Source organism: Rhodococcus sp. NBC_00297, assembly GCF_036173065.1.
In the GTDB taxonomy this organism is placed as follows: Bacteria; Actinomycetota; Actinomycetes; order Mycobacteriales; family Mycobacteriaceae; genus Rhodococcoides.
On record NZ_CP108041.1, the window covers coordinates 530797 to 553749 of the forward strand.

At 68.1% G+C, this 22953-nt stretch carries 23 protein-coding genes; 8 read left to right on the top strand and 15 right to left on the bottom strand.

The window, feature by feature from the left end; translation table 11 throughout:
- Positions 1-81: 81 nt before the first annotated feature.
- Genes OG947_RS02435 through OG947_RS02445 form a run of 3 tightly spaced genes read left to right on the top strand, consistent with a single transcriptional unit; the run spans position 82 to position 2119 of the window.
- Positions 82-477, top strand: a complete 396-nt coding sequence (locus OG947_RS02435) for a GntR family transcriptional regulator (protein ID WP_222637697.1) — start codon at positions 82-84, stop codon at positions 475-477.
- On the top strand, positions 474-1394 hold the full coding sequence (locus tag OG947_RS02440) for an ABC transporter ATP-binding protein (protein WP_328813037.1): 921 nt from the start codon (positions 474-476) through the stop codon (positions 1392-1394). The genes OG947_RS02435 and OG947_RS02440 overlap by 4 nt, the downstream gene beginning before the upstream one ends.
- Positions 1391-2119: an ABC transporter permease gene (locus OG947_RS02445; protein ID WP_222637699.1), complete on the top strand. Its 729-nt coding sequence runs from the start codon at positions 1391-1393 to the stop codon at positions 2117-2119. The genes OG947_RS02440 and OG947_RS02445 overlap by 4 nt, the downstream gene beginning before the upstream one ends.
- On the opposite strand, the gene OG947_RS02450 is transcribed toward OG947_RS02445, so the two are convergent.
- From OG947_RS02450 to dxr, 7 genes are all read right to left on the bottom strand, one after another.
- Complete coding sequence (locus OG947_RS02450) at positions 2094-3629, bottom strand: cobyric acid synthase (protein WP_328813038.1); 1536 nt, start codon at positions 3627-3629, stop codon at positions 2094-2096. The two genes, OG947_RS02445 and OG947_RS02450, sit on opposite strands and share 26 nt — an antisense overlap.
- Positions 3626-4483: a type I methionyl aminopeptidase gene (gene map, locus OG947_RS02455; RefSeq protein WP_222645338.1), complete on the bottom strand. Its 858-nt coding sequence runs from the start codon at positions 4481-4483 to the stop codon at positions 3626-3628. The genes OG947_RS02450 and map overlap by 4 nt, the downstream gene beginning before the upstream one ends.
- A gap of 29 nt (positions 4484-4512) precedes the next feature.
- Complete coding sequence (locus OG947_RS02460) at positions 4513-6321, bottom strand: penicillin-binding transpeptidase domain-containing protein (protein ID WP_027505051.1); 1809 nt, start codon at positions 6319-6321, stop codon at positions 4513-4515.
- A 53-nt stretch (positions 6322-6374) separates the two neighbouring features.
- Entirely contained in the window at positions 6375-7208 is an 834-nt protein-coding gene (locus tag OG947_RS02465) for a GNAT family N-acetyltransferase (RefSeq protein WP_027505050.1), read from the bottom strand.
- An 88-nt stretch (positions 7209-7296) separates the two neighbouring features.
- Positions 7297-8460 carry a flavodoxin-dependent (E)-4-hydroxy-3-methylbut-2-enyl-diphosphate synthase gene (gene ispG / locus OG947_RS02470; RefSeq protein ID WP_155956970.1) on the bottom strand — a complete coding sequence of 388 codons (1164 nt, stop codon included), beginning with the start codon at positions 8458-8460 and terminating at the stop codon, positions 7297-7299.
- Positions 8461-8563: 103 nt separating this feature from the next.
- Positions 8564-9775, bottom strand: coding sequence for a M50 family metallopeptidase (locus OG947_RS02475; protein WP_222630776.1), 1212 nt, complete (start codon positions 9773-9775; stop codon positions 8564-8566).
- A gap of 8 nt (positions 9776-9783) precedes the next feature.
- A complete protein-coding gene (gene dxr, locus OG947_RS02480; RefSeq protein ID WP_056445324.1) occupies positions 9784-10926 on the bottom strand; it encodes a 1-deoxy-D-xylulose-5-phosphate reductoisomerase in 1143 nt (380 codons plus the stop codon).
- Between the two features lie 107 nt (positions 10927-11033).
- On the opposite strand from dxr, the gene OG947_RS02485 reads away from it, so the two are divergent.
- Positions 11034-11567: a DUF1990 family protein gene (locus tag OG947_RS02485; protein WP_056445038.1), complete on the top strand. Its 534-nt coding sequence runs from the start codon at positions 11034-11036 to the stop codon at positions 11565-11567.
- A gap of 100 nt (positions 11568-11667) precedes the next feature.
- On the top strand, positions 11668-11946 hold the full coding sequence (locus OG947_RS02490; protein ID WP_037185298.1) for a DUF2631 domain-containing protein: 279 nt from the start codon (positions 11668-11670) through the stop codon (positions 11944-11946).
- A 4-nt stretch (positions 11947-11950) separates the two neighbouring features.
- Here the strand turns inward: OG947_RS02490 and rlmN are convergent, their stop codons facing one another.
- Positions 11951-13063, bottom strand: a complete 1113-nt coding sequence (gene rlmN, locus OG947_RS02495) for a 23S rRNA (adenine(2503)-C(2))-methyltransferase RlmN (protein ID WP_027505044.1) — start codon at positions 13061-13063, stop codon at positions 11951-11953.
- A 91-nt stretch (positions 13064-13154) separates the two neighbouring features.
- Here rlmN and OG947_RS02500 point away from each other — a divergent pair, with 91 nt between their 5' ends.
- Together OG947_RS02500 and OG947_RS02505 are read left to right on the top strand one after the other, a co-directional pair.
- Positions 13155-13547 (top strand): LapA family protein, encoded by a 393-nt coding sequence (locus OG947_RS02500; RefSeq protein ID WP_027505043.1) that lies wholly within the window; start codon positions 13155-13157, stop codon positions 13545-13547.
- A gap of 178 nt (positions 13548-13725) precedes the next feature.
- Positions 13726-14571, top strand: coding sequence for an HpcH/HpaI aldolase/citrate lyase family protein (locus OG947_RS02505; RefSeq protein WP_197027755.1), 846 nt, complete (start codon positions 13726-13728; stop codon positions 14569-14571).
- A 3-nt stretch (positions 14572-14574) separates the two neighbouring features.
- Here the strand turns inward: OG947_RS02505 and OG947_RS02510 are convergent, their stop codons facing one another.
- The 7 genes from OG947_RS02510 to rpsB all read right to left on the bottom strand — a co-directional run bounded on the left by OG947_RS02510 (position 14575) and on the right by rpsB (position 22051).
- The gene (locus OG947_RS02510; protein ID WP_328813039.1) at positions 14575-16950 is read right to left on the bottom strand and encodes an excinuclease ABC subunit UvrA; all 2376 of its coding nucleotides are present in this window, start codon (positions 16948-16950) and stop codon (positions 14575-14577) included.
- A 97-nt stretch (positions 16951-17047) separates the two neighbouring features.
- The gene (locus OG947_RS02515; RefSeq protein ID WP_328813951.1) at positions 17048-17743 is read right to left on the bottom strand and encodes a class I SAM-dependent methyltransferase; all 696 of its coding nucleotides are present in this window, start codon (positions 17741-17743) and stop codon (positions 17048-17050) included.
- Positions 17744-17765: 22 nt separating this feature from the next.
- Entirely contained in the window at positions 17766-18632 is an 867-nt protein-coding gene (locus tag OG947_RS02520) for a phosphatidate cytidylyltransferase (protein WP_037185291.1), read from the bottom strand.
- 44 nt (positions 18633-18676) lie between these two features.
- A complete protein-coding gene (gene frr / locus OG947_RS02525; protein WP_027505038.1) occupies positions 18677-19234 on the bottom strand; it encodes a ribosome recycling factor in 558 nt (185 codons plus the stop codon).
- Positions 19235-19283: 49 nt separating this feature from the next.
- The gene (pyrH, locus tag OG947_RS02530) at positions 19284-20009 is read right to left on the bottom strand and encodes a UMP kinase (RefSeq protein WP_027505037.1); all 726 of its coding nucleotides are present in this window, start codon (positions 20007-20009) and stop codon (positions 19284-19286) included.
- Positions 20010-20165: 156 nt separating this feature from the next.
- On the bottom strand, positions 20166-20990 hold the full coding sequence (gene tsf, locus OG947_RS02535; protein ID WP_027505036.1) for a translation elongation factor Ts: 825 nt from the start codon (positions 20988-20990) through the stop codon (positions 20166-20168).
- Positions 20991-21118: 128 nt separating this feature from the next.
- Complete coding sequence (gene rpsB / locus OG947_RS02540) at positions 21119-22051, bottom strand: 30S ribosomal protein S2 (protein WP_328813040.1); 933 nt, start codon at positions 22049-22051, stop codon at positions 21119-21121.
- A gap of 355 nt (positions 22052-22406) precedes the next feature.
- On the opposite strand from rpsB, the gene OG947_RS02545 reads away from it, so the two are divergent.
- On the top strand, positions 22407-22946 hold the full coding sequence (locus tag OG947_RS02545; protein WP_222649209.1) for a M23 family metallopeptidase: 540 nt from the start codon (positions 22407-22409) through the stop codon (positions 22944-22946).
- Positions 22947-22953 lie beyond the last annotated feature (7 nt).

Genomic DNA, 22953 nt, shown 5'->3' on the forward strand with positions numbered 1-22953 from the left:
CGACCGAGACGAAGGTTGTACGGTTCATTACATGAGTAATGAACCAATGAGGCTGCGGCGTCTCCGGGCGCGATGGTCCCGGTGATGGACGACGGCCGGCCGATCTTCCTGCAGATCGCCGAGATGATCGAGAACTCGATCATCGACGGTTCGCTCGCCGAGGAGAGCCAGGTTCCCTCGACCAACGAGCTGGCAGCCTTCCACCGCATCAATCCCGCCACCGCGGGCAAGGGCCTGAACCACCTGGTCACGGCCGGGATTCTCTACAAGAAGCGAGGAATCGGAATGTTCGTCACCTCGGGCGCGCGAGACGCGCTCCGCTTCCGTCGGCGCGAGGGCTTCGCCGAGCAGTACGTTCGGCCGCTCGTGGCCGAGGCACGCAAACTCGGCCTCGGCACCGCCGAACTCCAGGACATGATCGACGCCCAGTCGCGAGCGTCGACTGTCGATTCCGTGACCATGGAGGCACGGCGATGACCGCGGCAGTGGCGACCGTCCGCGGTGTCACCAAGACCTTCGGCGACGTCGCCGCACTCAAGGACGTCACCTTCGAGTTGCAGGAGCACCGCATCCACGGACTGTTGGGGCGCAACGGCGCCGGCAAGACGACGATGATGCAGATCCTCACCGGTCAGACGTGGCAGGACGGCGGTGACGTGACAGTGTTCGGCGCCCGCCCGTACGAGAATGCGACCGTCCTGCGCGACGTCTGCTTCGTCAAGGAGAGCCAGAAGTACCCCGAGGACTTCACGGTCCGCCAGGTCCTGTCGTCCGCGGCGATGTTGATGCGTGACTGGGACGAAGACCTTGCCCGTCGACTGACCGACGACTTCGACCTCCCCCGTGGGCGCAAGGTGAAGAAGCTCTCTCGCGGCATGACGTCGGCGCTCGGCATTGTGGTGGGTCTGGCATCTCGCGCGCCGTTGACGTTGTTCGACGAGCCGTACCTCGGTCTCGACGCGGTGGCCCGGCAGATGTTCTACGACCACCTGCTCGCGGATTTCGCGGACCACCCGCGAACCGTCGTGCTGTCGACCCATCTCATCGACGAGGTCAGCGACCTCATCGACCGTGTCGTCGTCATTAGCGACGGCACCGTCGTGGTCGATGATGATGCGGAGAACCTTCGCGGACGCGCCGTGACCATCGGCGGATCCGCTACCGCCGTCGAGCGACTCGTGGCGGATCACGCTGTGCTGCATCGTGAGTCGTTCGGATCGATGGCCCGCACCACCGTACTGGGGCCCCTCGGCGACGCCGACCTCGTCCGGGCCGCTGCCGACGGGCTCGGCATCGAACCCGTGTCGTTGCAACAGTTCGTCGTCCACTGCACCGCACGCGGTCGGACCGCGCTGCCCGCCATGTCCGACACCCGAGAGGACGCCCCGTCATGACCACCGCGCTCGACACCCCCGCCGCCCCCGCTCGCGATCGCATCGTCTCCGTGATGCGCGTCCACACCCACTACCGGACGCTCGCCTTCGCGTGGCCGCTCGGCATCCTGGCCGTCATCGTCGGTATCACCTGGGCCGTTCTCTCCCTGGTCCCCGATGGCAGCATGTCGATCAAGACCGGCGGGGCGACCTTCGTCTTCATCTTCGGCCTGACCCTGTTCGCTCAGATCCTCACGCAGGTGTTTCCCTTCACTCTCGGGCTGGGCGTGACACGGAGAGAGTTCTTCGCCGCCACCGTCGCGGTCGCCGTCGTTCATGCCCTTATATTCGGGATCGGCCTGTTCGCGCTCTCCCTGGTGGAGTCGGCGACCGACGGCTTCGGTGTGCGCATGCAGACGTTCTCTCTGGCAACACCTCTCGCGGGCAGTGCCGCCATCGAACTGTTCTTCCTCATCGCGGCGTTCCTGATGTGCAACCTCATCGGCATGCTGGCCGGCGCGATCTACGTGCGGTGGCGGGTGACAGGCATCTGGACGGCTGTGCTGGCCGAAGCTGTTCTGATCGGCGCCGTGATCTTCGTCGTAACCTGGCAGGGGTGGTGGGGCGCGGTCATCGAGACCGTCGCCGACGCACCGCGGCTGCTGACCATGGTGCTGCTGCCACTCCTCGTCGCGTCCGCGGCCGGTCTGGGAACACGCGTCATTCTGCGGCGGACGACTGCGTGACGCGCAGTTCGGGCAGGGCGGGAGCGCCCTCGGCGACGAGCGTGAGAAGCGCATCGATGTCGAAGGAGCTCTCCATGAGGTCGGCCAACAGGTCCACCTGGGCGGTGCGCATCGCGTCGACATCGGTGTCCGGGGCCACCACGAAACCGGTGCGGCCGGCCTGCTCCGCCACCTCCGTGAGGAATGCCCGACGAAAGTCGTCGTTCTCCAGGAGGCCGTGCCAGTGAGTGCCACGTACCCGTCCACGGATGCTCCCCTCCGGTTCGCCGTCGGTGCCCGTGAACCAGGGCTCGTCGCCGCTTCGGGTCACCCGGCCGTGGTGGATCTCGTAGCCGGTCACGGGGACCGCGCCGGCATGCCCGGTGACCCGGGAGAGCACCTTGTCCGCCGCGAATTCGATCTCGAGGTCCAGGAGGCCGAGCCCCTGCACCTGCCCGGCACTCGACTCGACGGCGTCGGTGATCGTTCTCCCCAGCATCTGGTAGCCGCCGCAGATCCCGAGGACCGGAGCACCGCGAGCCACCCGCCGTGCCAGCTCGTCCGCGATACCGGTGCGACGAAGCCAGTCCAGGTCCTGGACCGTGGCCTTGGAGCCGGGGAGCACCACCAGATCGGCATCTGCCAGTCGGGAGGCCTCGGTCGCCCAGTGCACCGTCACCCCCGGTTCGCACGCCAGGGCCTCGACGTCCGTGGAATTCGAGATGCGCGGTAACCGCACGGCGGCGACGCGGAGCCACTGCGATCCGATCGGAGGAGCGGGCCGGCCAAGCGGTGCGTCGGCCACGGTCCCGAGGGAGTCCTCGGCGTCGAGCCACAACTCGTCGCTGAACGGAACGATGCCCAACGTCGGTCGGCCCGTGAGAGTCTCGAGGGTGTCGAGTCCCGGTTGCAGCAGCGCGGGATCGCCGCGGAACTTGTTCACGACGAACCCCGCGATCAGTGCCTGATCCGCGGCGTCGAGCACGGCCAGAGTGCCGAAGAAGTGGGCCAGTACTCCCCCGCGATCGATGTCGCCCACGACGATCACGGGAAGGCTCGCAGCGCGCGCCAGTCCCATGTTCGCCAGATCGGTGGCCCGCAGGTTGATCTCGGCGGGTGAGCCGGCGCCCTCGCAGATCACCACGTCGAAGTCGGCCCGCAGAGCGTCGAGCTCCTCCGCCACGACCGAGCGCAGATGTTGTCGGTGCGTCATGTAGTCGGCGGCGCCCACGGTGCCGGTGGCACGACCGCGAACAACCAGTTGCGACGTCCTGTCCCCGCCCGGCTTCAGCAGTATCGGATTGAACCGCACGCTGGGCTCGAGACCGCATGCCCGGGCCTGCAGTGCCTGCGCACGACCGATCTCCCCGCCGTCCAACGTGACGACGGAGTTGTTGGACATGTTCTGCGCCTTGAACGGCGCCACCCTCACACCGCGCCGAGCGAGGAGGCGGCACAACCCCGCCACGACGACACTCTTGCCCGCGTCCGAGGTGGTTCCCGCGACCAGAATGGCGCCGCGAAGGGTCAAGGGAGGGTGAGGATCTCGGCGCCCGTCTCCGTGACGACGAGAGTGTGCTCGAACTGGGCGGTCCAGGATCGGTCCCGCGTGACGACGGTCCAGCCGTCGTTCCACTGGTCCCAGTCGATGCCGCCGAGGGTGATCATCGGCTCGATGGTGAAGACCATCCCGGGCTCCAGCACCGTCTCGACGGTGGGCTCGTCGTAGTGCAGCACCACCAGGCCGTTGTGGAAGGTGGTGCCGATGCCGTGGCCGGTGAAGTCCCGGACGACGCCGTACCCGAAACGATCGGCGTACGCCTCGATGACCCGTCCGACGACGTTCAGAGCGCGACCCGGCTTGACCGCCTTGATCGCCCGCATGGTGGCCTCGTGGGTGCGCTCCACGAGCAGGCGCGCTTCCTCGGAGACGTCCCCGGCGAGGAAGGTGGCGTTCGTGTCACCGTGCACCCCGTCGATGTACGCCGTGACGTCGATGTTGACGATGTCGCCGTCCTGCACGACCGTCGAATCGGGGATGCCGTGGCAGATGACCTCGTTGAGCGAGGTGCAGCAGGACTTCGGAAAACCCTTGTAGCCCAACGTCGACGGGTACGCGCCGTGGTCGACCATGTACTCGTGGGCGATACGGTCGAGTCGGTCCGTCGTGACGCCCGGCTCGACGGCCTTTCCGGCCTCCTGCAGTGCCTGCGCGGCGATGCGGCTCGCCAGACGCATCTTCTGGATGGTCTCCGGGGTCTGCACCCACGGCTCGTGGCCTTCGCGTGCAGTCTTCTTCCACGCGTACTCGGGACGCTCGACGGACTTGGGAACATCGAGAACGGGTGAGACGGTGCCGGGTTCGAGAACGGTGCGGACGGACATGGCACCAGCGTAGTCGCCGCCGGTCGCGGTCAGTATCCGGCGGGCAACGCGGTGATCATGTCCCGCGTCACGGCTACGGCATTGTCCGAGCTGCCGCCGCGCACGACGAGTGTCGCGAACGCGAGATCACCGCGATATCCGACGAACCAGGCATGGGATCCGCCCTCGACCTCGGCCTCACCCGTCTTGCCGTACACCTCGCCCTGGTCGGCGATCCGGTCCGCGGTGCCGCTCGTGACCACCGAGCGCATCATCCCGCGGAGTCCGTCGACCATGGCCGGCTCGATCTGCGGGTGGTCACCGTCGATCGTGGTCTCCTCCCCCTGGATCAGCCGGGGAACGGGCGTCGATCCGTGTGCGACGGTCGCGGCGGCGAGAGCCATGCCGAACGTCGACACCAGCACCTTTCCCTGTCCGAACCCGTCCTCGGTGCGCTGCACCAATTCCTCTGCGGGCGGGACGGATCCCGACTCGGTGGGCAGACCCACGACGCCGTAGTCGGGCCCGACGCCGAACATGGCCGCCGCGTCGGTGAGAGCACTCGCGGACATCTCACTGGCGAGCTTCGCGAACGAGGTGTTGCACGAGCGCGTGAAGGCCGTGTTCATCGAGACGTCCCCGAGGGAGAACTCGTTGTAGTTGGGCACGCTGCGCTCGCCGATGACGATGCGGCCCGGGCACGGCACGGTGGTCTCGGGCGTCGCGAGTCCCTCCTCGATCGCCGCACCGGCCGTGATGATCTTGAAGGTGGAGCCCGGTGGGTAGAGGCCGGTCGAGGCCACGGGACCGTCGCGATCCGCCGCCGGGTTCTGCGCCACCGCGAGGATGTCGCCTGTCGACGGCTGGATCACCACCATCATCGCCTGGTCCCGTGACACGTTGACGGCGTTCTGTGCGGCCACCTGCACCGGACGGTCGAGGCTGATACTGATCGACGGAACCGGCTGCGGCGCCGTCTCGGTCAACACACCGGTGTCCGCGCCGTTGGTGTTGACCGCCACGACGCTCCAGCCCGCGGCACCGTCGACGCGGTCCATCACGGTCTTCTTCACCTGGCTCACCAGGTCGGGGGCGAACGTGCGATCGGTGGAGACCAGGTCGGACTGCTCCGTCACCGACACCCCGGACAACGCGAGCAGACCGGGCGCGACGGCGTCGTAGTCCTCGTCCCGGAGGGTCATCAGGCGGTAAGGGCCCTGCGTCGCGGTCGCCGACTCCACGATGGACTGCGCCGTGATCGACGCGTCGAAGGGCTTCAGGATGCGTTCGAGGGTGCGCGCCGTGCCCACCACGTCGGTCGACTCGGCGGCGTCGAAGGACACCCCCTGGACCACCCCGGGCACCAGGACGTCGGACCCCGCGTGCTCGTTGACCCGCGCCCGCGGCGCCGACGTGGACCGCAGCACCATCGACTGGGTGTCCCCGAGCTTGGGGTGCAGATCGGTCGAGTTCCACCGGACCACCCAGGCCCCGTCGCGTCGGCCCATCTGCAGGGCCCCGTCGTAGGTCCAGGTGCGGTCCTTCGGAAGGTGCCACGTGTAGGTGTAGTCGACGGTCGCGGTGTCGCCGTTCACGCTCACCGCGCCGGTCGCCGCGTCGAGCGACTCGGCCTGTAGGCCGTCCCACGCCTGATCGACGGCGGCGGTCGCGAGGTCCGGCCGATCCGTGGCCTGCGCCGCGGCGGCACTGTCACGCTGGGCCAGCGCGGAAACGAACGAATCGGCCGCGGACTCGGGGCCCTGCGGTTTCGGGGTGCACGCCGAGGCCGCCACCGCGGTGATCGCCGCGACGAGCACGATCAGGACGCGGGTGGCACGGCCGTGTTCACGAGAGGTCATCGATTCTCATCGTAGGGCGACGGGACGCCCGCGGCCCTCACCCTGCCAGCGTGTCAGTCGAGCAGAACTGTGGAGAAGGTGGCGACGCGCTCGAACCCGACACGCTCGTAGGCACGGCGGGCGGGCACGTTGAAGCTGTTGACGTACAGGCTGGCCGTACGGCCGCTGTCGACCACCGCGGCCGCCACGGATGCGGTTCCCGCGGTGCCGAGCCCGCGCCCGCGGTAGAGCGGGTGCACCCACACGCCCTGGATCTGACCGACCGAGGTGGACAGCGATCCGACCTCGGCCTTGAAGACGACGCGGCCCTCCTCGAACCTCGCCCAGGCGCGACCCGCCGCGATCAACGAGGCGATGCGCCGCCGATAGCCGCGTCCGCCGTCGCCCGCGCGCGGATCGACGCCCACCTCCTCGATGAACATCGCCACGGCAGCGGTGAGGTACACGTCCAGCTCGTCGACGGTGACGCGTCGGACGTAGGGGTCCACGGCGGTGGGCGCGCTCGTCAACGCCAGCAGTGGCTGCTCGGCACGCACCTCACGCGGGGTCCCCCAGTCCGCGGCGAGCATGTCCCACAACGGCAGCGTCAGTTCGGCTCGCCCCACCAGCGATGAGCAGACGCGGGGAGAGCGCAACGCGCGCTCGGCGAAACTCCGGAGATCGTCGTAGGTACCGAACAACGGCACGAGATTGGCTCCCGAGAAACACAGGGACGATGCCGGACCTCCGCGTGACCACAGTTCACCGTGGTTGTCGCGGGGCTCCACGCCCGATTCCTCGACACGTGCCAGCACCATGCACGATGCGACGGGATCACTGCGCAGCACACGGACGACCTCGTTCGTGTCGCGGCTCGTCAGCGCCTTAGCGCCGAGCAGCTTGAGCATCCCGCCACCTCCGTGACCACCGATCCACACCGAGCACACCCGTTGTCATGGTGACACTGCCAGGAAATGTCGCCGCAGACGAGGAGAATCAGCTGACCGACACGACGGGCGATCCGCCGGCGGCTTCCTGGTCGGACTCGTACGACTCGGCGATACGCATCGCCTCCTCGATCAGGGTCTCCACGATCATCGCCTCGGGCACGGTCTTGATGACCTCGCCCTTGACGAAGATCTGTCCCTTGCCGTTTCCGGACGCCACACCGAGATCGGCGTCGCGCGCCTCACCGGGACCGTTGACGACGCAACCCATGACGGCGACGCGGAGCGGGATCTCCATGCCCTCGAGTCCGGCCGTCACCTGGTCGGCGAGGGTGTAGACGTCGACCTGTGCGCGTCCGCAGGACGGGCAGGAGACGATCTCGAGCTTGCGGGGACGGAGGTTGAGGGACTGCAGGATCTGCGTCCCCACCTTGATCTCCTCGTTGGGCGGCGCGGACAGCGAGACGCGGATCGTGTCGCCGATGCCGTCGGCCAGCAGCGACCCGAAGGCGACGGCGGACTTGATGGTGCCCTGGAACGCCGGCCCGGCCTCGGTCACGCCGAGGTGCAGCGGGTAGTCGCACTTGGCGGCGAGCTGACGGTAGGCCTCGACCATGATGACCGGGTCGTTGTGCTTGACCGAGATCTTGATGTCGCCGAAACCGTGTTCCTCGAAGAGGCCGGCCTCCCACAGCGCCGACTCCACCAGCGCCTCGGGCGTGGCCTTGCCGTACTTCTGCATCAGGCGCGGATCGAGGGATCCTGCGTTGACTCCGATACGGATGGGGATGCCCGCGTCACCGGCCGCCTTCGCGACCTCCTTGACGCGGCCGTCGAACTCCTTGATGTTGCCGGGGTTCACGCGCACGGCGGCGCACCCGGCATCGATGGCCGCGAAGATGTACCGCGGCTGGAAGTGGATGTCCGCGATGACAGGGATCTGCGACTTGCGCGCGATGGTCGCCAGGGCGTCCGCATCCTCCTGACGCGGGCACGCGACGCGGACGATGTCGCATCCCGCGGCGGTGAGTTCGGCGATCTGCTGCAGGGTGGAGTTGATGTCGTGAGTCTTGGTGGTGCACATCGACTGCACCGAGATCGGCGAGTCGCTGCCGACACCGACGCTGCCCACCTGAAGCTGACGAGTCTTCCGTCGCGGTGTGAGCACCGGTACGGGTCCGGCCGGCATGCCCAGTCCAACGGTCACTTCGATCCTTTCGAGCTTCTGACGGCATCTGGTGCCGACTGACCCTCCCCACTGTAGTCGCGCCCGGAGGACCGCCGTGTGTTCGCGCCGTCACGCCGGACCTGCGCTTCTAGCGGAAGATCTGAATGGGGTTCACGATGTCGGCGGTGAGGGTCAGGAGCATGAACGCGCCGCCGATGAGAATGACGACGTACGTCACCGGCATCAGCTTGAGGTAGTTCACGGGCGCACCCTTGCCCAGCCCCCGCAGCGAGCGGATCTTGTTCCGGATGCCCTCGTAGACGGTCACCGCGATGTGACCGCCGTCGAGCGGGAGCAACGGGAGCAGGTTGAAGGCACCGAGGAAGAAGTTGAGGGTCGCCAACAGCGTGACGAAGACCTCCCACAGGCCGCGTTCCGCCGCCTGACCGCCGATGACGCTGGCACCGACCACGCTGATGGGAGTGTTCGGATCCCGCTCACCACCGGTGATCGACGTCCACAGTGCCCCCACCTTGCTGGGGAGATCGACGATGGCCTGCACCGTCTGCCCCGCGATGAACACCGTGTAGGAGGCCGATCCGCCGATGGCGGACACCGCGTCGTAGTCGAGGGTGAGTGGGGTGCGGGCGACGCCGATGGCGCCGACCGTGCGCAGCTCCGTGGCGTCGGGTGCGCCGTTCTCGACGGCGAAGAGACGGTCCGTCTCCTGCACGTCGACGGGCACGGTGAGGGTCTCACCGGCCCGCTCGACCGTGACGGACACCGATCCACGCTCGTCCTGGATCGCCGCGACGACGTCGCCGAACGTGGGCGTCGACTCGCCGTTCACGGCGGTGATGACGTCACCGTCCCGGATGCCCGCGGCACCCGCGGGACCGGGACCCGAGCAGGGCGCCATGTCGCCCTCGACGTTCTGCGGGGCCACGCACTGGGTCCCCGCCACGGTGGCCGTCGTGTCGCGATTGGGCAGACCCCAGCCGAGGGCGAGGGTGTACACCAGCACGAACGCCAGCACGAAGTTCATCGCGATCCCGCCGAACATCACGGCGAGGCGCTTCCAGGTCTTCTGCTTGTACATCGCGCGCTCGACCTCGTCGGGAGCGAGCTCGTCGACCGCCGTCATGCCCGCGATGTCGCAGAAGCCACCGGCCGGGATCGCCTTGAGTCCGTACTCGGTCTCGCCGCGACGCCAGGAGAAGATCTTGGGCCCGAACCCGATGTAGTAGCGGCGCACCTTCATGCCGGTGGCCTTGGCCACCCACATGTGCCCGCACTCGTGGAGCGCGATCGAGATGCCGATGCAGATCGCGAAGGCGATCACACCGAGAACGAACACCATCTTCTCGTTCAGCCTTTCGATCGTGTGGCGGCGAGTGTGCGGGCGGTGCCCCGAGCCCACGTGTCCGCTGCGAGAACGTCGTCCACCGTAGACGGTTCCGCGGACCAGTCGCCGCGTCCGGCGTCGACCACGTCGGACACGACGTCCACGATCTGCGGGAACGACAGGCGCCCGTCGAGGAACGCCTCGGCGGCGATCTCGTTCGCCGCGTTGTAGACCGCCGTCATGCAGCCGCCCAGCGCGCCGGCGGTGCGCGCGAGCTCGACCGCGGGGAACACCTCGTCGTCGAGTGGTTCGAAGTCCCACGTGTGGGCTCGGGTGAAGTCCAGGGCCGTCGCGGCGCCGGCGATGCGATCAGGCCATCCGAGTGCCAGCGCGATCGGCAGCTTCATGTCCGGCGGGCTGGCCTGAGCGAGCGTCGATCCGTCGGTGAACGTGACCATCGAGTGGACGATGGACTGCGGATGCACGGTGACGTCGATGCGGTCGTACGGGATGCCGAACAGCAGATGCGCCTCGATCACCTCGAGGCCCTTGTTCACCAGGGTGGCCGAGTTCAACGTGTTCATCGGACCCATCGACCAGGTGGGGTGCTTGCCGGCCTGCTCCGGCGTCACGGACTCGAGTCCCTCGCGATCCCAGCCGCGGAACGGCCCACCGGACGCCGTGACCACCAGTCGGGCCACCTCGTCCGCGCGACCGCCGCGCAGGCACTGGGCGAGAGCCGAGTGCTCGGAGTCGACGGGAACGATCTGGCCCGGAGCCGCCGCGGACGTGACCAGCGAGCCGCCCGCCACGAGAGACTCCTTGTTCGCCAACGCCAGTCGAGCTCCCGATTCCAGCGCAGCGAGCGTCGGCGGCAGACCGAGAGACCCGACGAGCGCGTTGAGGACCACGTCGGCCTGCACCTCGCGGACCAACGACGTCGCCGCGTCGGCCCCCGAGCGCAGCCCCGGCGTGTCCACGGTCCGCGCGGCGTCGACGTCGGCCACCGCCACGTCGCGGACACCGGTCTCGGCGATCTGTCGACGCAACAGATCGACGTTGCCTCCGCCGGCGGCCAGCCCGACCACGGTGAAACGGTCCGGTCGAGCCGCCATCACCTCGAGCGCCTGGGTGCCGATGGACCCCGTACTGCCGAGCACCAGCACCCGCACGGGTCCGTCGGTCCCACGTGCCTTCTGTTCCGTCACCTGGACAGTGTGGACGACCTCACTGAGAGCACGGTGAGCGGGCAACTGCGGCTCACCGTGTGAGGATGGACGGCGTGCCCCTGCTCCCGTCCGCCGACCCGGACTCGTACTTCTCGACGCCCCTCACGTACGCCGAGATCGGAGGGACCGCGCACGAGTCGATGCCGGCGGGTTACCACCACGTCGACGTGGAGAAGCGCATCGGGACCGGCCTCGAACTCTTCGAGCGGGCCGGACGCCGCATCGTCGAGTGGGACATGCATCGCGGCGCCGGGCTGCGGGTGCGGTCGAGCGCGGCGTCGGCGACCGTCGACACCGTGGTGGTCCTGCTGCTGGGTCCGGTCCGCATCCCGTGCCGGGTCGTCGAGGTGATCGACGAACCGCACCACCGGGGCTTCGCGTACGGCACGCTGCCGGGTCACCCCGAGTCGGGTGAGGAGCGCTTCACCGTCCGACACGATCCGGTCACCGATGCCGTGACCGCCCACATCCGCGCCTTCTCGCGGCCCGGCAACAGGGTCGTCGCACTGGGCGGGCCCCTCAACAGGGCGACCCAGCGCATCGCGACCGGTCGCTACATCGCGGCCCTCACCGCCTGACACGTCGTGGCGACTGCCCCTACGACGGCCGGTCGTACAGCGCGCTAGGATTCAGCCCACCAGGGACCACCTGCATCACAGACTTTCAGGAGGATCGGCCGTGACCGACATCAGCCGCAACCAGGCTTCGGACGTCGAGCGCGTTCCCACGACCAAGGTCAGCACCGCCGAGGTGCCGTCCGCGGAGTGGGGGTGGAGCGGCGAAGGCCCCCGTACCTCGCGCATCGCGGGCTGGGTCACCGTCGCGATCCTGCTGGTCATGATCATCGGTAACCACACGGGCCGGGTCGAGGACATCTGGCTCGTCGGCTTCGCCGTGGCCATCGCAGGCCTGCTGGTCCGCGACATCCTGCTCCGCCGCAAGCCGCGCCGCTCCTGACGGCTCAGTTCTCGGCGGCCAGCTGCCCGCAGGCCGCCGCGATCTCCTGACCCCGCGTGTCACGCACGGTGCACGAGACTCCGTGCGCACGGACGCGTCGCACGAATTCCTGCTCCACCGGCTTCGGACTGGCGTCCCACTCGCTGCCGGGTGTCGGATTGAGCGGGATCAGGTTCACGTGGACCAGCGCCCCCAGGGCGCGCTTGAGCTTCTTGGCCAGCATGTCCGCTCGCCACGGCTGATCGTTGATGTCGCGGATCAGCGCGTACTCGATCGAGACCCGTCGCCCCGTGGTGTCGGCGTAGTAGCGCGCCGCGTCGAGGACCTCGGCGATGGGCCAGCGGTTGTTGACGGGGACGAGCGTGTCGCGCAGTTCGTCGTCCGGGCAGTGCAGCGACACGGCCAGCGTCACCGTCAGACCCTCGTCGGCCAGCTTGCGGATCGCGGGCGCGAGCCCGACGGTGGACACCGTCACCGAGCGCTGTGACAGGCCGAGGCCCTCCGGCGCGGGCGAGACGATCCGTTTGACCGCCGCGACGACGCGCTTGTAGTTCGCGAGCGGCTCCCCCATCCCCATGAAGACGACGTTGGACAGTCGCCCCTCGCCGCCCTCGACCGCACCGTCGCGGAGATCCGCCGCAGCGCTCCGCACCTGGTCGACGATCTCGGCCGTGGAGAGGTTGCGTTGCAGGCCGGCCTGGCCGGTGGCGCAGAACGGGCAGGCCATGCCACACCCGGCCTGGCTCGAGATGCACAGCGTCGCGCGATCCGGGTACCGCATGAGAACCGACTCGAGCAGTGTGCCGTCGGCGGCCTTCCACAGCGTCTTGCGCGTGTCCCCGCCGTCGCAGGCGATGTGCTTGACGGGCGTGAGCAACGTCGGGAACAGCGCGTCCCCGACCTTCTCGCGGACCGACGCCGGAAGATCGGTCATCTTCGCCGGGTCCGCCTCCAGCCGGGAGTAGTACTGCCGCGCCAGCTGGTCGGCGCGGAACGCCGGCAGGCCCAGCTCGGCGACGGCCGCTCGACGCTGGTCCGCGTCGAGGTCGGCGAGGTGCTTCGCGGGCATGCCGCGACGGGGAGCGTCGAACACGAGAGGGAGAGCGATGGGTGCCATAGTGAGCACCATTCTCTCACTGTTCGGCGACACTGTCGGGCACGGTCGGGGCAGACGTGCATTCGCCACCTCCGTACAGCATGATCTGTACATGGCCCGCTCATCGCACGACGCATCCGATCCGAACGCCCTGACCGGCACGGACGCCCCTCTGGACACCTCCTCCACCGCCGCGGGTCTCCCCGTCGAGCAGACCGGGCCCACGGACACCCGCCTGGCGCAGGGAAAGACGCCCGACGGCGTCAAGCACACCCGTGCGGCGGCGCTCTACACCGGTCTCGTGGTGGGCGCGATCATCCTGGTCGTCCTGATGGTGTTCATCATCCAGAACCTCGACAGCGTCCCGATTCACCTGTTCGGCTGGACCTTCGACCTGCCCATCGGCATCGGCATGCTCCTCGCCGCGGTCGCCGGTGCGCTCGTCATGGCCACCGCGGGTGGAGTGCGCATCCTGCAGGTCCGCCGGGCCGCCAAGCGCAAGTAGTTTCTCGGCCGCCGTCGTGAGCGATCTCACGTCGCGGCCGTCGGTGTTCCGTCGCGCACGTGAACACTATTGACACAACCTTCACGTGTGGTGGTCTGCCGTGCACAGTGGTGATCGAACGGTACGAGTCGCAGCTCGACGCGACCCACGAGCGACACACCGAGCGAGGACTGCACACGTGACGACCTTCCTGGAGAACCCCGTGCTATCTGGAGTGGCCGCCGACAAGGCGCGCTCGTGGCTTCTCGTTCCTGCGAGCAAGCCGGAACTCTTCACCCCGGCCGCGGAGTCCGCCGTCGACGCCGTGATCCTGGACATCGAGGACGCCGTCGCACCGGGCGCGAAGCCCGCCGCACGCGATGCCGTCGTGTCCTGGCTCCGTGCCGGCGGCCGCGCCTGGGTACGCATCAACGACGCCACCACGCCGTACTGGGCCGACGATCTCGACGCGCTGCGCGGCATCGACACCCTCGAGGGCGTCATGCTCGCCAAGACCGAGAGCGGAAGCCAGGTCGAGGCCACCGCCGACCGATTGGGTCACGGTTGTCGGATCGTGGCGCTGGTGGAGTCGGCCATGGGTCTCGAGGCTGCCCCCGAGATCGCGCGCGCCGAGGCCACCTTCCGCCTGGCGTTCGGCAGCGGCGACTTCCGGCGCGACACCGGCATGAGCGACGACCCGATGGCGATGGCCTACCCGCGCGCCCGGCTCGTCGTGTCGAGCCGCGCCGCCCGGCTTCCCGGCCCCATCGACGGCCCCACCCTCGCCGTCAACGACAGCATGCTGAGCCGCGACAGCCAGCTCACCGTCTCCATGGGCATGACCGGCAAGCTGTGCATGCACTCCGATCAGGGCCCCATCGTCAACCGCGAACTCGCACCCAGCGCTGCCGATGTGGCGTGGGCTCGGGACGTCATCGCCCAGCTCGGTGAGGACGGCTCCGGCGTGCGCGACGGCAGCGACCTCCCCCGCCTGGCCAAGGCGAAGAAGATCACCGCTCAGGCCGCGGTCTTCTCGATCGGCTGACGGTCACCGCTCGACGTACGCGGCGAGGTGTTCACCCGTGAGGGTGGACCGTGCCGCGACCAGGTCCGCGGGTGTTCCTTCGTAGACCACGGTGCCACCGTCGTGCCCGGCGCCCGGTCCGAGGTCGATGATCCAGTCTGCATGAGCCATCACGGCCTGGTGATGTTCGATGACGATCACCGACTTCCCGGCGTCCACCAGCCTGTCGAGCAGGGCGAGCAACTGCTCGACGTCGGCGAGATGCAGTCCCGTCGTGGGCTCGTCGAGGACCAGGATGCCGCCCTTGTCCCCCATGTGCGTCGCCAGCTTCAGCCGCTGACGCTCGCCGCCGGACAGTGTGGTCAGCGGCTGACCGATCTTCAGATAGCCCAGGCCCACGTCGTTCAGCCGGGTCAGGATTCGATGCGCCGCCGGTAGCGCAGCGTCACCGCCGGCGAAGAACTCCTGTGCCTGCGCCACCGACATCGCGAGCACCTCGCTGATGTCGCGGCCGCCGAGGTGGTACTCGAGGACCGAGTTCTGGAACCGTCGGCCCTCGCACAGCTCGCACACGGTGGCGACTCCGGCCATCATCGCGAGGTCGCTGTAGATCACCCCGTTGCCGTTGCACGTCGGGCACGCTCCCTCCGAATTCGCGCTGAAGAGAGCCGGCTTCACTCCGTTGACCTTGGCGAAGGCCTTCCGGATCGGCTCGAGGAGGCCCGTGTAGGTCGCGGGGTTGCTGCGCCGCGAGCCGCGGATCGCGCCCTGATCGACGGCCACGACGTCCTCGCGGCCCGAGAGCGAGCCGTGAATCAACGAACTCTTGCCCGACCCGGCGACCCCGGTCACAACCACCAGGACACCGAGGGGCACGTCGACGTCCACCGACTTCAGGTTGTGCGAATCGGCGCCGCGGACCTCCACCGCTCCGGTCGACGTGCGCACCGCGTCCTTCACCGCGGCGCGGTCGTCGAAGTGCCGGCCCGTGATGGTGTCACTCGTCCGCAGCCCCTCGACGGTGCCCTCGAAGCACACCGTGCCACCGGCCGTTCCGGCGCCGGGTCCGAGATCGACGACGTGGTCGGCGATGACGATCGTCTCGGGCTTGTGCTCGACGACGAGCACCGTGTTTCCCTTGTCGCGCAACCGGATCAACAGATCGTTCATGTTGGCGATGTCGTGGGGATGGAGTCCGGTGGTGGGTTCGTCGAAGACGTAGGTGACGTCGGTGAGCGACGATCCGAGGTGTCGGATCATCTTGGTGCGCTGCGCTTCACCACCGGAGAGCGTGCCCGCCGGCCGGTCGAGACTCAGATAGCCCAGTCCGATCTCCCGGAACGAGTCGAGGGTGTCTCCCAGCGAGGTGAGCAGCGGGGCCACGGACGGTGCCGACACTCCGCGGATCCACGTCGCGAGATCGCTGATCTGCATGGCGCACGCGTCGGCGATCGACACGCCGTCGATCTTCGAGGACCGCGCACCCTCGTTGAGCCGCGTGCCGTCGCACTCCGGGCACACGGCGAAGGTCACCGCGCGTTCGACGAACGCCCGGATGTGCGGCTGCATCGCGTCGACGTCCTTGGACAGGAACGACTTCTGGATCTGGGGTATCAGTCCGGAGTACGTGAGATTGATGCCGTCCACCTGGATCTTGGTCGGCTCCCGGTACAGCAGGTCCTCGCGCTGGCGCTTGGTGAACTTCGCGATGGGCTTGTCCGGATCGAAGTAGCCGGAGCCGCGGAAGATCCTCCCGTACCACCCCTCCATGCTGTAGCCGGGGATCGTGATCGCACCCTCGTTGAGCGACTTGCTGTCGTCGAAGAGCGCCGTGAGGTCGATGTCGGAGACGGAGCCGCGCCCCTCGCACCGCGGACACATCCCGCCGGTGATGCTGAAGGTGCGCTTCTCCTTCGTCTGACGTCCGCCCTTCTCCACCGTCACCGCTCCCGCACCGGAGATGGACGCCACGTTGAACGAGAACGCCTGCGGGGAGCCGACGTACGGCTGTCCGAGACGGCTGAAGAGGATGCGCAGCATCGCGTTGGCGTCGGTGGCGGTACCGACGGTGGACCTCGGATCGGCGCCGAGCCGCTGCTGGTCCACGATGATGGCCGTCGTCAGACCGTCGAGCAGATCCACGTCGGGCCGCGCGAGACTGGGCATGAACCCCTGCACGAACGCGCTGTACGTCTCGTTGATCATGCGCTGGGACTCGGCGGCGATCGTGCCGAACACCAACGAACTCTTGCCCGATCCGGACACGCCGGTGAAGACCGTCAGACGGCGCTTCGGGAGGTCGACGCTCACGTTCTGCAGAGTGTTGACTCTCGCCCCCTGCACCCGGATGACATCGTGGGTGTCGGCGACGTGCCGTGCGGTACTCGACTTCGTGGCCATGGCTGATGTCCTTCGTGGTGCAGCGAACGGGTCAGCGGACACGGTAGCCGGTGCGCATCGGGGCTGCTTCTCGATTCCTGATCGCCGACGCGGCGGCTCAGGCCGTCTCGAGTCCGTGCGGTCTGCGACGAGTGTGCACCCGGTATCCGACCTCGACGGACGTGCCGGTGAGCTGCCGCAGCGCGCGAGCGGCCACCCGCGGCGAGAACTCGATTCCCAGCACCGCAGCGGCCTCCTCGCGGTCCGCGAACGACCACCGCGTCCGGACCCGGCGCAGGTCGAAACCCTGCGCGGCGAAGAATCGTTCGACGGTGAGGGGGTCGTAGTGCGGCAGGTCGCGGCGCATCCATCCTCCGTACGGATCGACCGTGGCGTCGAGATCCACCACCACCACCACACCCCCGGGGCGCAGGACGCGCATGGCCTCGGTGATGCCCGGCCCGCATCCCGGCCCGAAGAAGTAGGCCGTCCTGGCGTGCACGACGTCCGCCGAGCAGTCCTCCAACGGCAGCCGATCCGCAGTCCCCCGGAGCACCCGCACAGCGGAGCTCGCGACCCGGTGCCGAGCACGCTCGATCAGTGGCGGGTGTGGTTCGACACCGACCACGGACCGTGCCTCGCGGGCGAACAGAGGCAGATGGAATCCGGTTCCGCATCCGACGTCGACGACGTCGCGTCCCGCCCACGGCGTGAGATCCCGCAGCACCGCCTCGATCTCGCCGGTGACGTCCTGGGCGCGATTCTCGGCCTCGTACACATCGGGCCAGTTCCAGATGTTCGGACTGGCGATCACGCCGTCGCGACCGGGCACAGGATCAGACGAAGATCGTCAGAACGATCCACGTCACGAGGATGCTGGGCAGAACGGAGTCGAGGCGGTCCATCAGTCCGCCGTGACCGGGAAGCATCGTCCCCATGTCCTTGATCCCGAGCTCCCGCTTGACCTGCGACTCGACCAGGTCGCCGAGCGTCGCGGAGAAGACGATGAGCACGCCCAGCAGGGCCCCCACGAACGGGTTCGCGTCCAGCAGGAACGTGACGGTGAGGACGCACCCGACGACACTGAAGAGCAGCGATCCGCCGAGCCCCTCCCAGGACTTCTTCGGGCTGATGGCCGGCGCCATCGCGTGCCGTCCGAACAGGACTCCGGCCGCGTAGCCGCCGACGTCCGAACACACCACCGCGATCATGAGCACGAGGACGCGCGAGCCGCCGTCGTCCTCGAGGGTCAGCAACGCCGCGAACGCACCGAACAGCGGCAGCCACGACAGGACGAAGATCGAGATCGCGCAGTCGCGCAGGTAGTTCTTCGGTGCCACGTCCAGACCACCGGACAACAGGCGCCAGACCATCGTGACAAGTACCGTCGCGGCGAACGCACTGAGCGCGCCCAGTGCGCCGAACGGCCACGCGAGCCAGATCATCGCCTGACCTCCGAGGATCACCGGGATCCGGGGCACGGAGATGTCGGACTCCCGCAGCCGCTTCGTCACCTCCCACGAGGCGACGGCGACCGCGGCCGCGGCGATGCCGATGAACACGAGCGGAACCAGGACCAGGACGACGATGAGCGACACGCCCAGTGCGCCGCCGACCGCGATCGCCGCGGGGAGGTCGCGGCCCGCCCGCGAGGTCTTCGGGGCGGGATCGGCGGTCGAACCGTTGTCGGCCGATACGGACACTGCTTCTCGTTTCACTTCATCTGGGCCACCGGGACGTGCGGAGGTCACACCTCCATCAGTTCCGCTTCCTTGTTCTTCACGATCTCGTCCACCTGCGCCACGTACTTCGCGGTGGTCTTGTCGAGCTCGGCCTCCGCACGTGTGACCTCGTCCTCGCCTGCCTCGCCGTCCTTCTGGATGCGCTTGAGCTCGTCCATCACCTTGCGGCGGACGTTGCGGATGGACACCTTCGCGTCCTCACCCTTGCTCTTGGCCTGCTTGACGTACTCGCGGCGCCGCTCCTCGGTGAGCTGCGGGATCGAGATCCGGATGATGTGTCCGTCGTTGGACGGGTTGAACCCCAGGTCCGAGTTGCGGATCGCAGTCTCGATGGGCCCCAACTGGGCCTGCTCGTACGGCTTGACGATCACCATGCGCGCCTCGGGCACGTTGATGCCCGCGAGCTGGGTGATGGGGGTCAGCGAGCCGTAGTACTCGACCACAATCTTCGAGAACATCCCCGGGTTCGCGCGACCCGTCCGAATGGACGACAGATCGTTCTGCGCGACCGTGACGGCCTTTTCCATTCTCTCTTCGGCGTCGAAGAGCGCTTCGTCGATCACGACCGTTCCTTCCGAAAACCTCGAGTGTGCAGCGACTGCACGTGGTGACTCACTTGACCAGGGTTCCGATCTTCTCACCCGACACCGCTCGCGCGATGTTTCCCTCGGTGAGCAGATTGAAGACCATGATCGGCATCCCATTGTCCATGCAGAGGCTGAAGGCTGTGGCATCGGCCACCTTCAGCCCCTTCTCGATGACCTCGCGGTGCGAGATCTCGGTGTACATCGTGGCGGTCGGATCCTCGCGCGGGTCCGCGGAGTAGACCCCGTCGACACCCTTGGCCATCAGCACCACTTCCGCGCCGATCTCGAGCGCACGCTGCGCCGCCGTGGTGTCGGTGGAGAAGTAAGGCATGCCCATGCCGGCTCCGAAGATGACCACGCGCCCCTTCTCGAGGTGGCGTTCGGCGCGCAGCGGGATGTACGGCTCGGCGACCTGGCCCATGGTGATGGCCGTCTGCACGCGCGTGGTGATGCCCTGCTTCTCGAGGAAGTCCTGCAGGGCGAGGCAGTTCATGACGGTGCCCAGCATGCCCATGTAGTCGGAGCGGGACCGGTCCATACCGCGCACCTGGAGCTCGGCTCCGCGAAAGAAGTTCCCGCCGCCGATGACGACGGCGACCTGGACACCCGAACGGACGACGTCCGCGATCTCCTCCGCCACCTTCTGCACCACGTCGGGATCGAGCCCGACCTGGCCACCACCGAACATCTCACCGCCCAGTTTGAGCAGCACTCGGGAGAATCCGGTGCGGGCGGGCGACGACTCGGTCATGAAGGCTCCTGTCCGTGGGGCGTGTGCGGGTCGGTGTCCGCACGACACTGTTGCGCCTGATCTTGCCCCATGCGTCGGCACGGGGCGCACATGACTGTGCCGTCCACCCCTCGGGGTGGACGGCACGGTCATGACGTCACTCGGGTGTCACGAGGCTCAGTTGGAGCCGACCTCGAAACGCACGAAGCGCGTGATGGTGACTCCGGCGTCGGCGAGAAGAGCCTTGACGGTCTTCTTGCTGTCCTGGACCGAGGACTGCTCGGTCAGCACGACGTCCTTGTAGTAGCCGTTGACGCGACCCTCGATGATCTTGGGCAGTGCCTGCTCGGGCTTGCCCTCCTCGCGGGCGGTCTGCTCCGCGATGCGGCGCTCGCCCTCGACGATGTCGGCGGGGACCTCGTCGCGGGTGACGTACTTGGCCTTGAGCGCGGCGACCTGCATCGCTGCGCCGCGAGCGGCCTCGGCTGCGGCCTCGCCCTCACCGGTGTACTCGACGAGGACACCGACGGCGGGCGGGAGGTCCGAGCTGCGCTTGTGCAGGTAGGTCGCGACCGGACCGTCGAAGGAGACGACGCGACGGATCTCGAGCTTCTCGCCGATCTTGGCCGAGAGCTCCTGCAGTGCGGCGTCGACGGTCTTGCCGTCGAGCTGCAGCGCCTTCAGGGCGTCGACGTCGGCCGGCTTGCCCTCGGCCGCCACGTCCGCGATGGACTGCGCGAAGTTCTGGAACTCCTCGTTCTTGGCGACGAAGTCGGTCTCCGAGTTGATCTCGAGGAGGACACCGTTCTTCGCGACGACGAGACCCTCGGCGGTGGAACGCTCGGCGCGCTTGCCGACGTCCTTCGCGCCCTTGATACGGAGCTGCTCGACGGCCTTGTCGAAGTCGCCGTCGTTGTCGGCGAGCGCGTTCTTGCAGTCCAACATGCCGGAGCCGGTCAGCTCACGGAGCCGCTTGACGTCGGCGGCAGTGTAGTTCGCCATCGTGGGCGAGCCTCCTTGCATTGCTCGTGGAGACGCACGGGTGATGCGTCTCGTGTGTGACGAGAGAGGGGGTGAATCAGAACGAGACCCGGTGCGCCACGAACGGGCACACCGGGTCTCGACCGTGATCAGTTCTGCGCGGTGGAAACGTCCGCGACGGGTGCCTCGGTCTCGGCGGGAGCCGCCGCACCGTTCGCGCCCTCGGCGGCCGGAGCCTCCGTGACGGGGGCGTCGGTGGCTGCCGGGGTCTCGGCAGCGGCCTGCTGCGTCGCCTCGGCGGCCGGGGAGGCCTGCGAGAGCTGCTCGAGCTCCCACTCGGCCAGGGGCTCGCCGGCACCGACCTCGGGCTTCTCGTCCGTACCGGCGTTGCGGCCGGCACGCGCCTGCACGCCCTCGGCCACGGCGGACGCCACGACCTTGGTGAGGAGTGCTGCGGAACGGATCGCGTCGTCGTTGCCCGGGATCGGGTAGTCGACGACGTCGGGGTCGCAGTTGGTGTCCAGGATCGCGATGACCGGGATGTTCAGCTTGCGAGCCTCGGCGACCGCGAGGTGCTCCTTGTTGGTGTCGACGATCCAGATCGCCGACGGGACCTTGGACATGTCCCGGATACCACCGAGGGTGCGATCGAGCTTGGTCATCTCACGCGTGAGCATGAGGATTTCCTTCTTCGTGCGACCCTCGAAGCCACCGGTCTGCTCCATCGACTCGAGTTCCTTGAGCCGGATCAGACGCTTGTGGACAGTGGTGAAGTTGGTGAGCATGCCGCCGAGCCAGCGCTGGTTCACGTAGGGCATTCCGACCCGAGTCGCCTCGGCCGCAATGGACTCCTGTGCCTGCTTCTTGGTCCCGACGAAGAGAACGGTGCCACCGTGGGCGACGGTCTCCTTGACGAATTCGTACGCCTGATCGATGTACGTCAGCGTCTGCTGAAGGTCGATGATGTAGATGCCGTTGCGATCGGTGAAGATGAATCGCTTCATCTTCGGATTCCAACGACGGGTCTGGTGCCCGAAGTGCGTGCCGCTGTCGAGCAGCTGCTTCATGGTAACGACAGCCATAGCTGTGGATCTCTCTTTCGTGTGCCGGTTGATGCGCGAGCACCGTCGATCGCCGAACCCGTGGGTCCGTCGTACCGCAGGTGTGTCGTGCCCTGGCGCTCGTCGTCCGTCGGACCTGCAGTGCAGGACCAGCCGACGAACCCGTGCTCCGGTGGAGGATCGACAGGTGCCGTTCCGTACCGAAGCGCGACGAGCGCGCGAAGTCGACCCGTGTGGACAGGCCGCAGAAGTCAGTGTACGTCCGCGACGCCGCAGGTCATAACCGGGTCGACCGCCTGTGCACGGAGGACGGTCCGTCCCCGGGTGCGGTGGCTCGACGCGGGACCACTGTCGTCGCGTTCGCAAGAGTGCGGGGATGACCTGTCTCCGCTCCGCCCGCCGTTGGTCGCCGCGTTCGGCGCTCGTGTCCGCGGCGCTGACGGCAGCCCTGCTGGCGTCCGGATCCGTAGCCGCCGCGGACACGGACGGACGCCCGTTCGACTGGCCGCTGCAGCCCCGTCCCGCCGTGGTGACCCCGTACGACCCGCCACCCGAGCGGTGGCTGCCGGGCCATCGCGGCGTCGACCTCGATGCGGGCTCCGATCCGACACACACCGTCGTCGCGGCCGGGGACGGCGTCGTCGTGTTCGCAGGTGCGGTCGCCGGCCGCCCCGTCGTCTCGATCGACCATGCCGGCGGCCTCCGGACGACGTACGAGCCGGTCACGCCCACCGTCACGGTCGGCACCCGGCTGCGACGAGGTCAGCCGATCGGTGTCCTCGAGGCAGGTCACCAGGGGTGCGGCGCTGCCTGGTGCCTGCACTGGGGAGCGCGTCGCGGCCGTGACTACCTCGATCCCACGGCTCTCGTCGACCGCGGTGTGGTGGTGCTGAAACCCCTGGCCGAGCCCGAGTGAGGCGCCT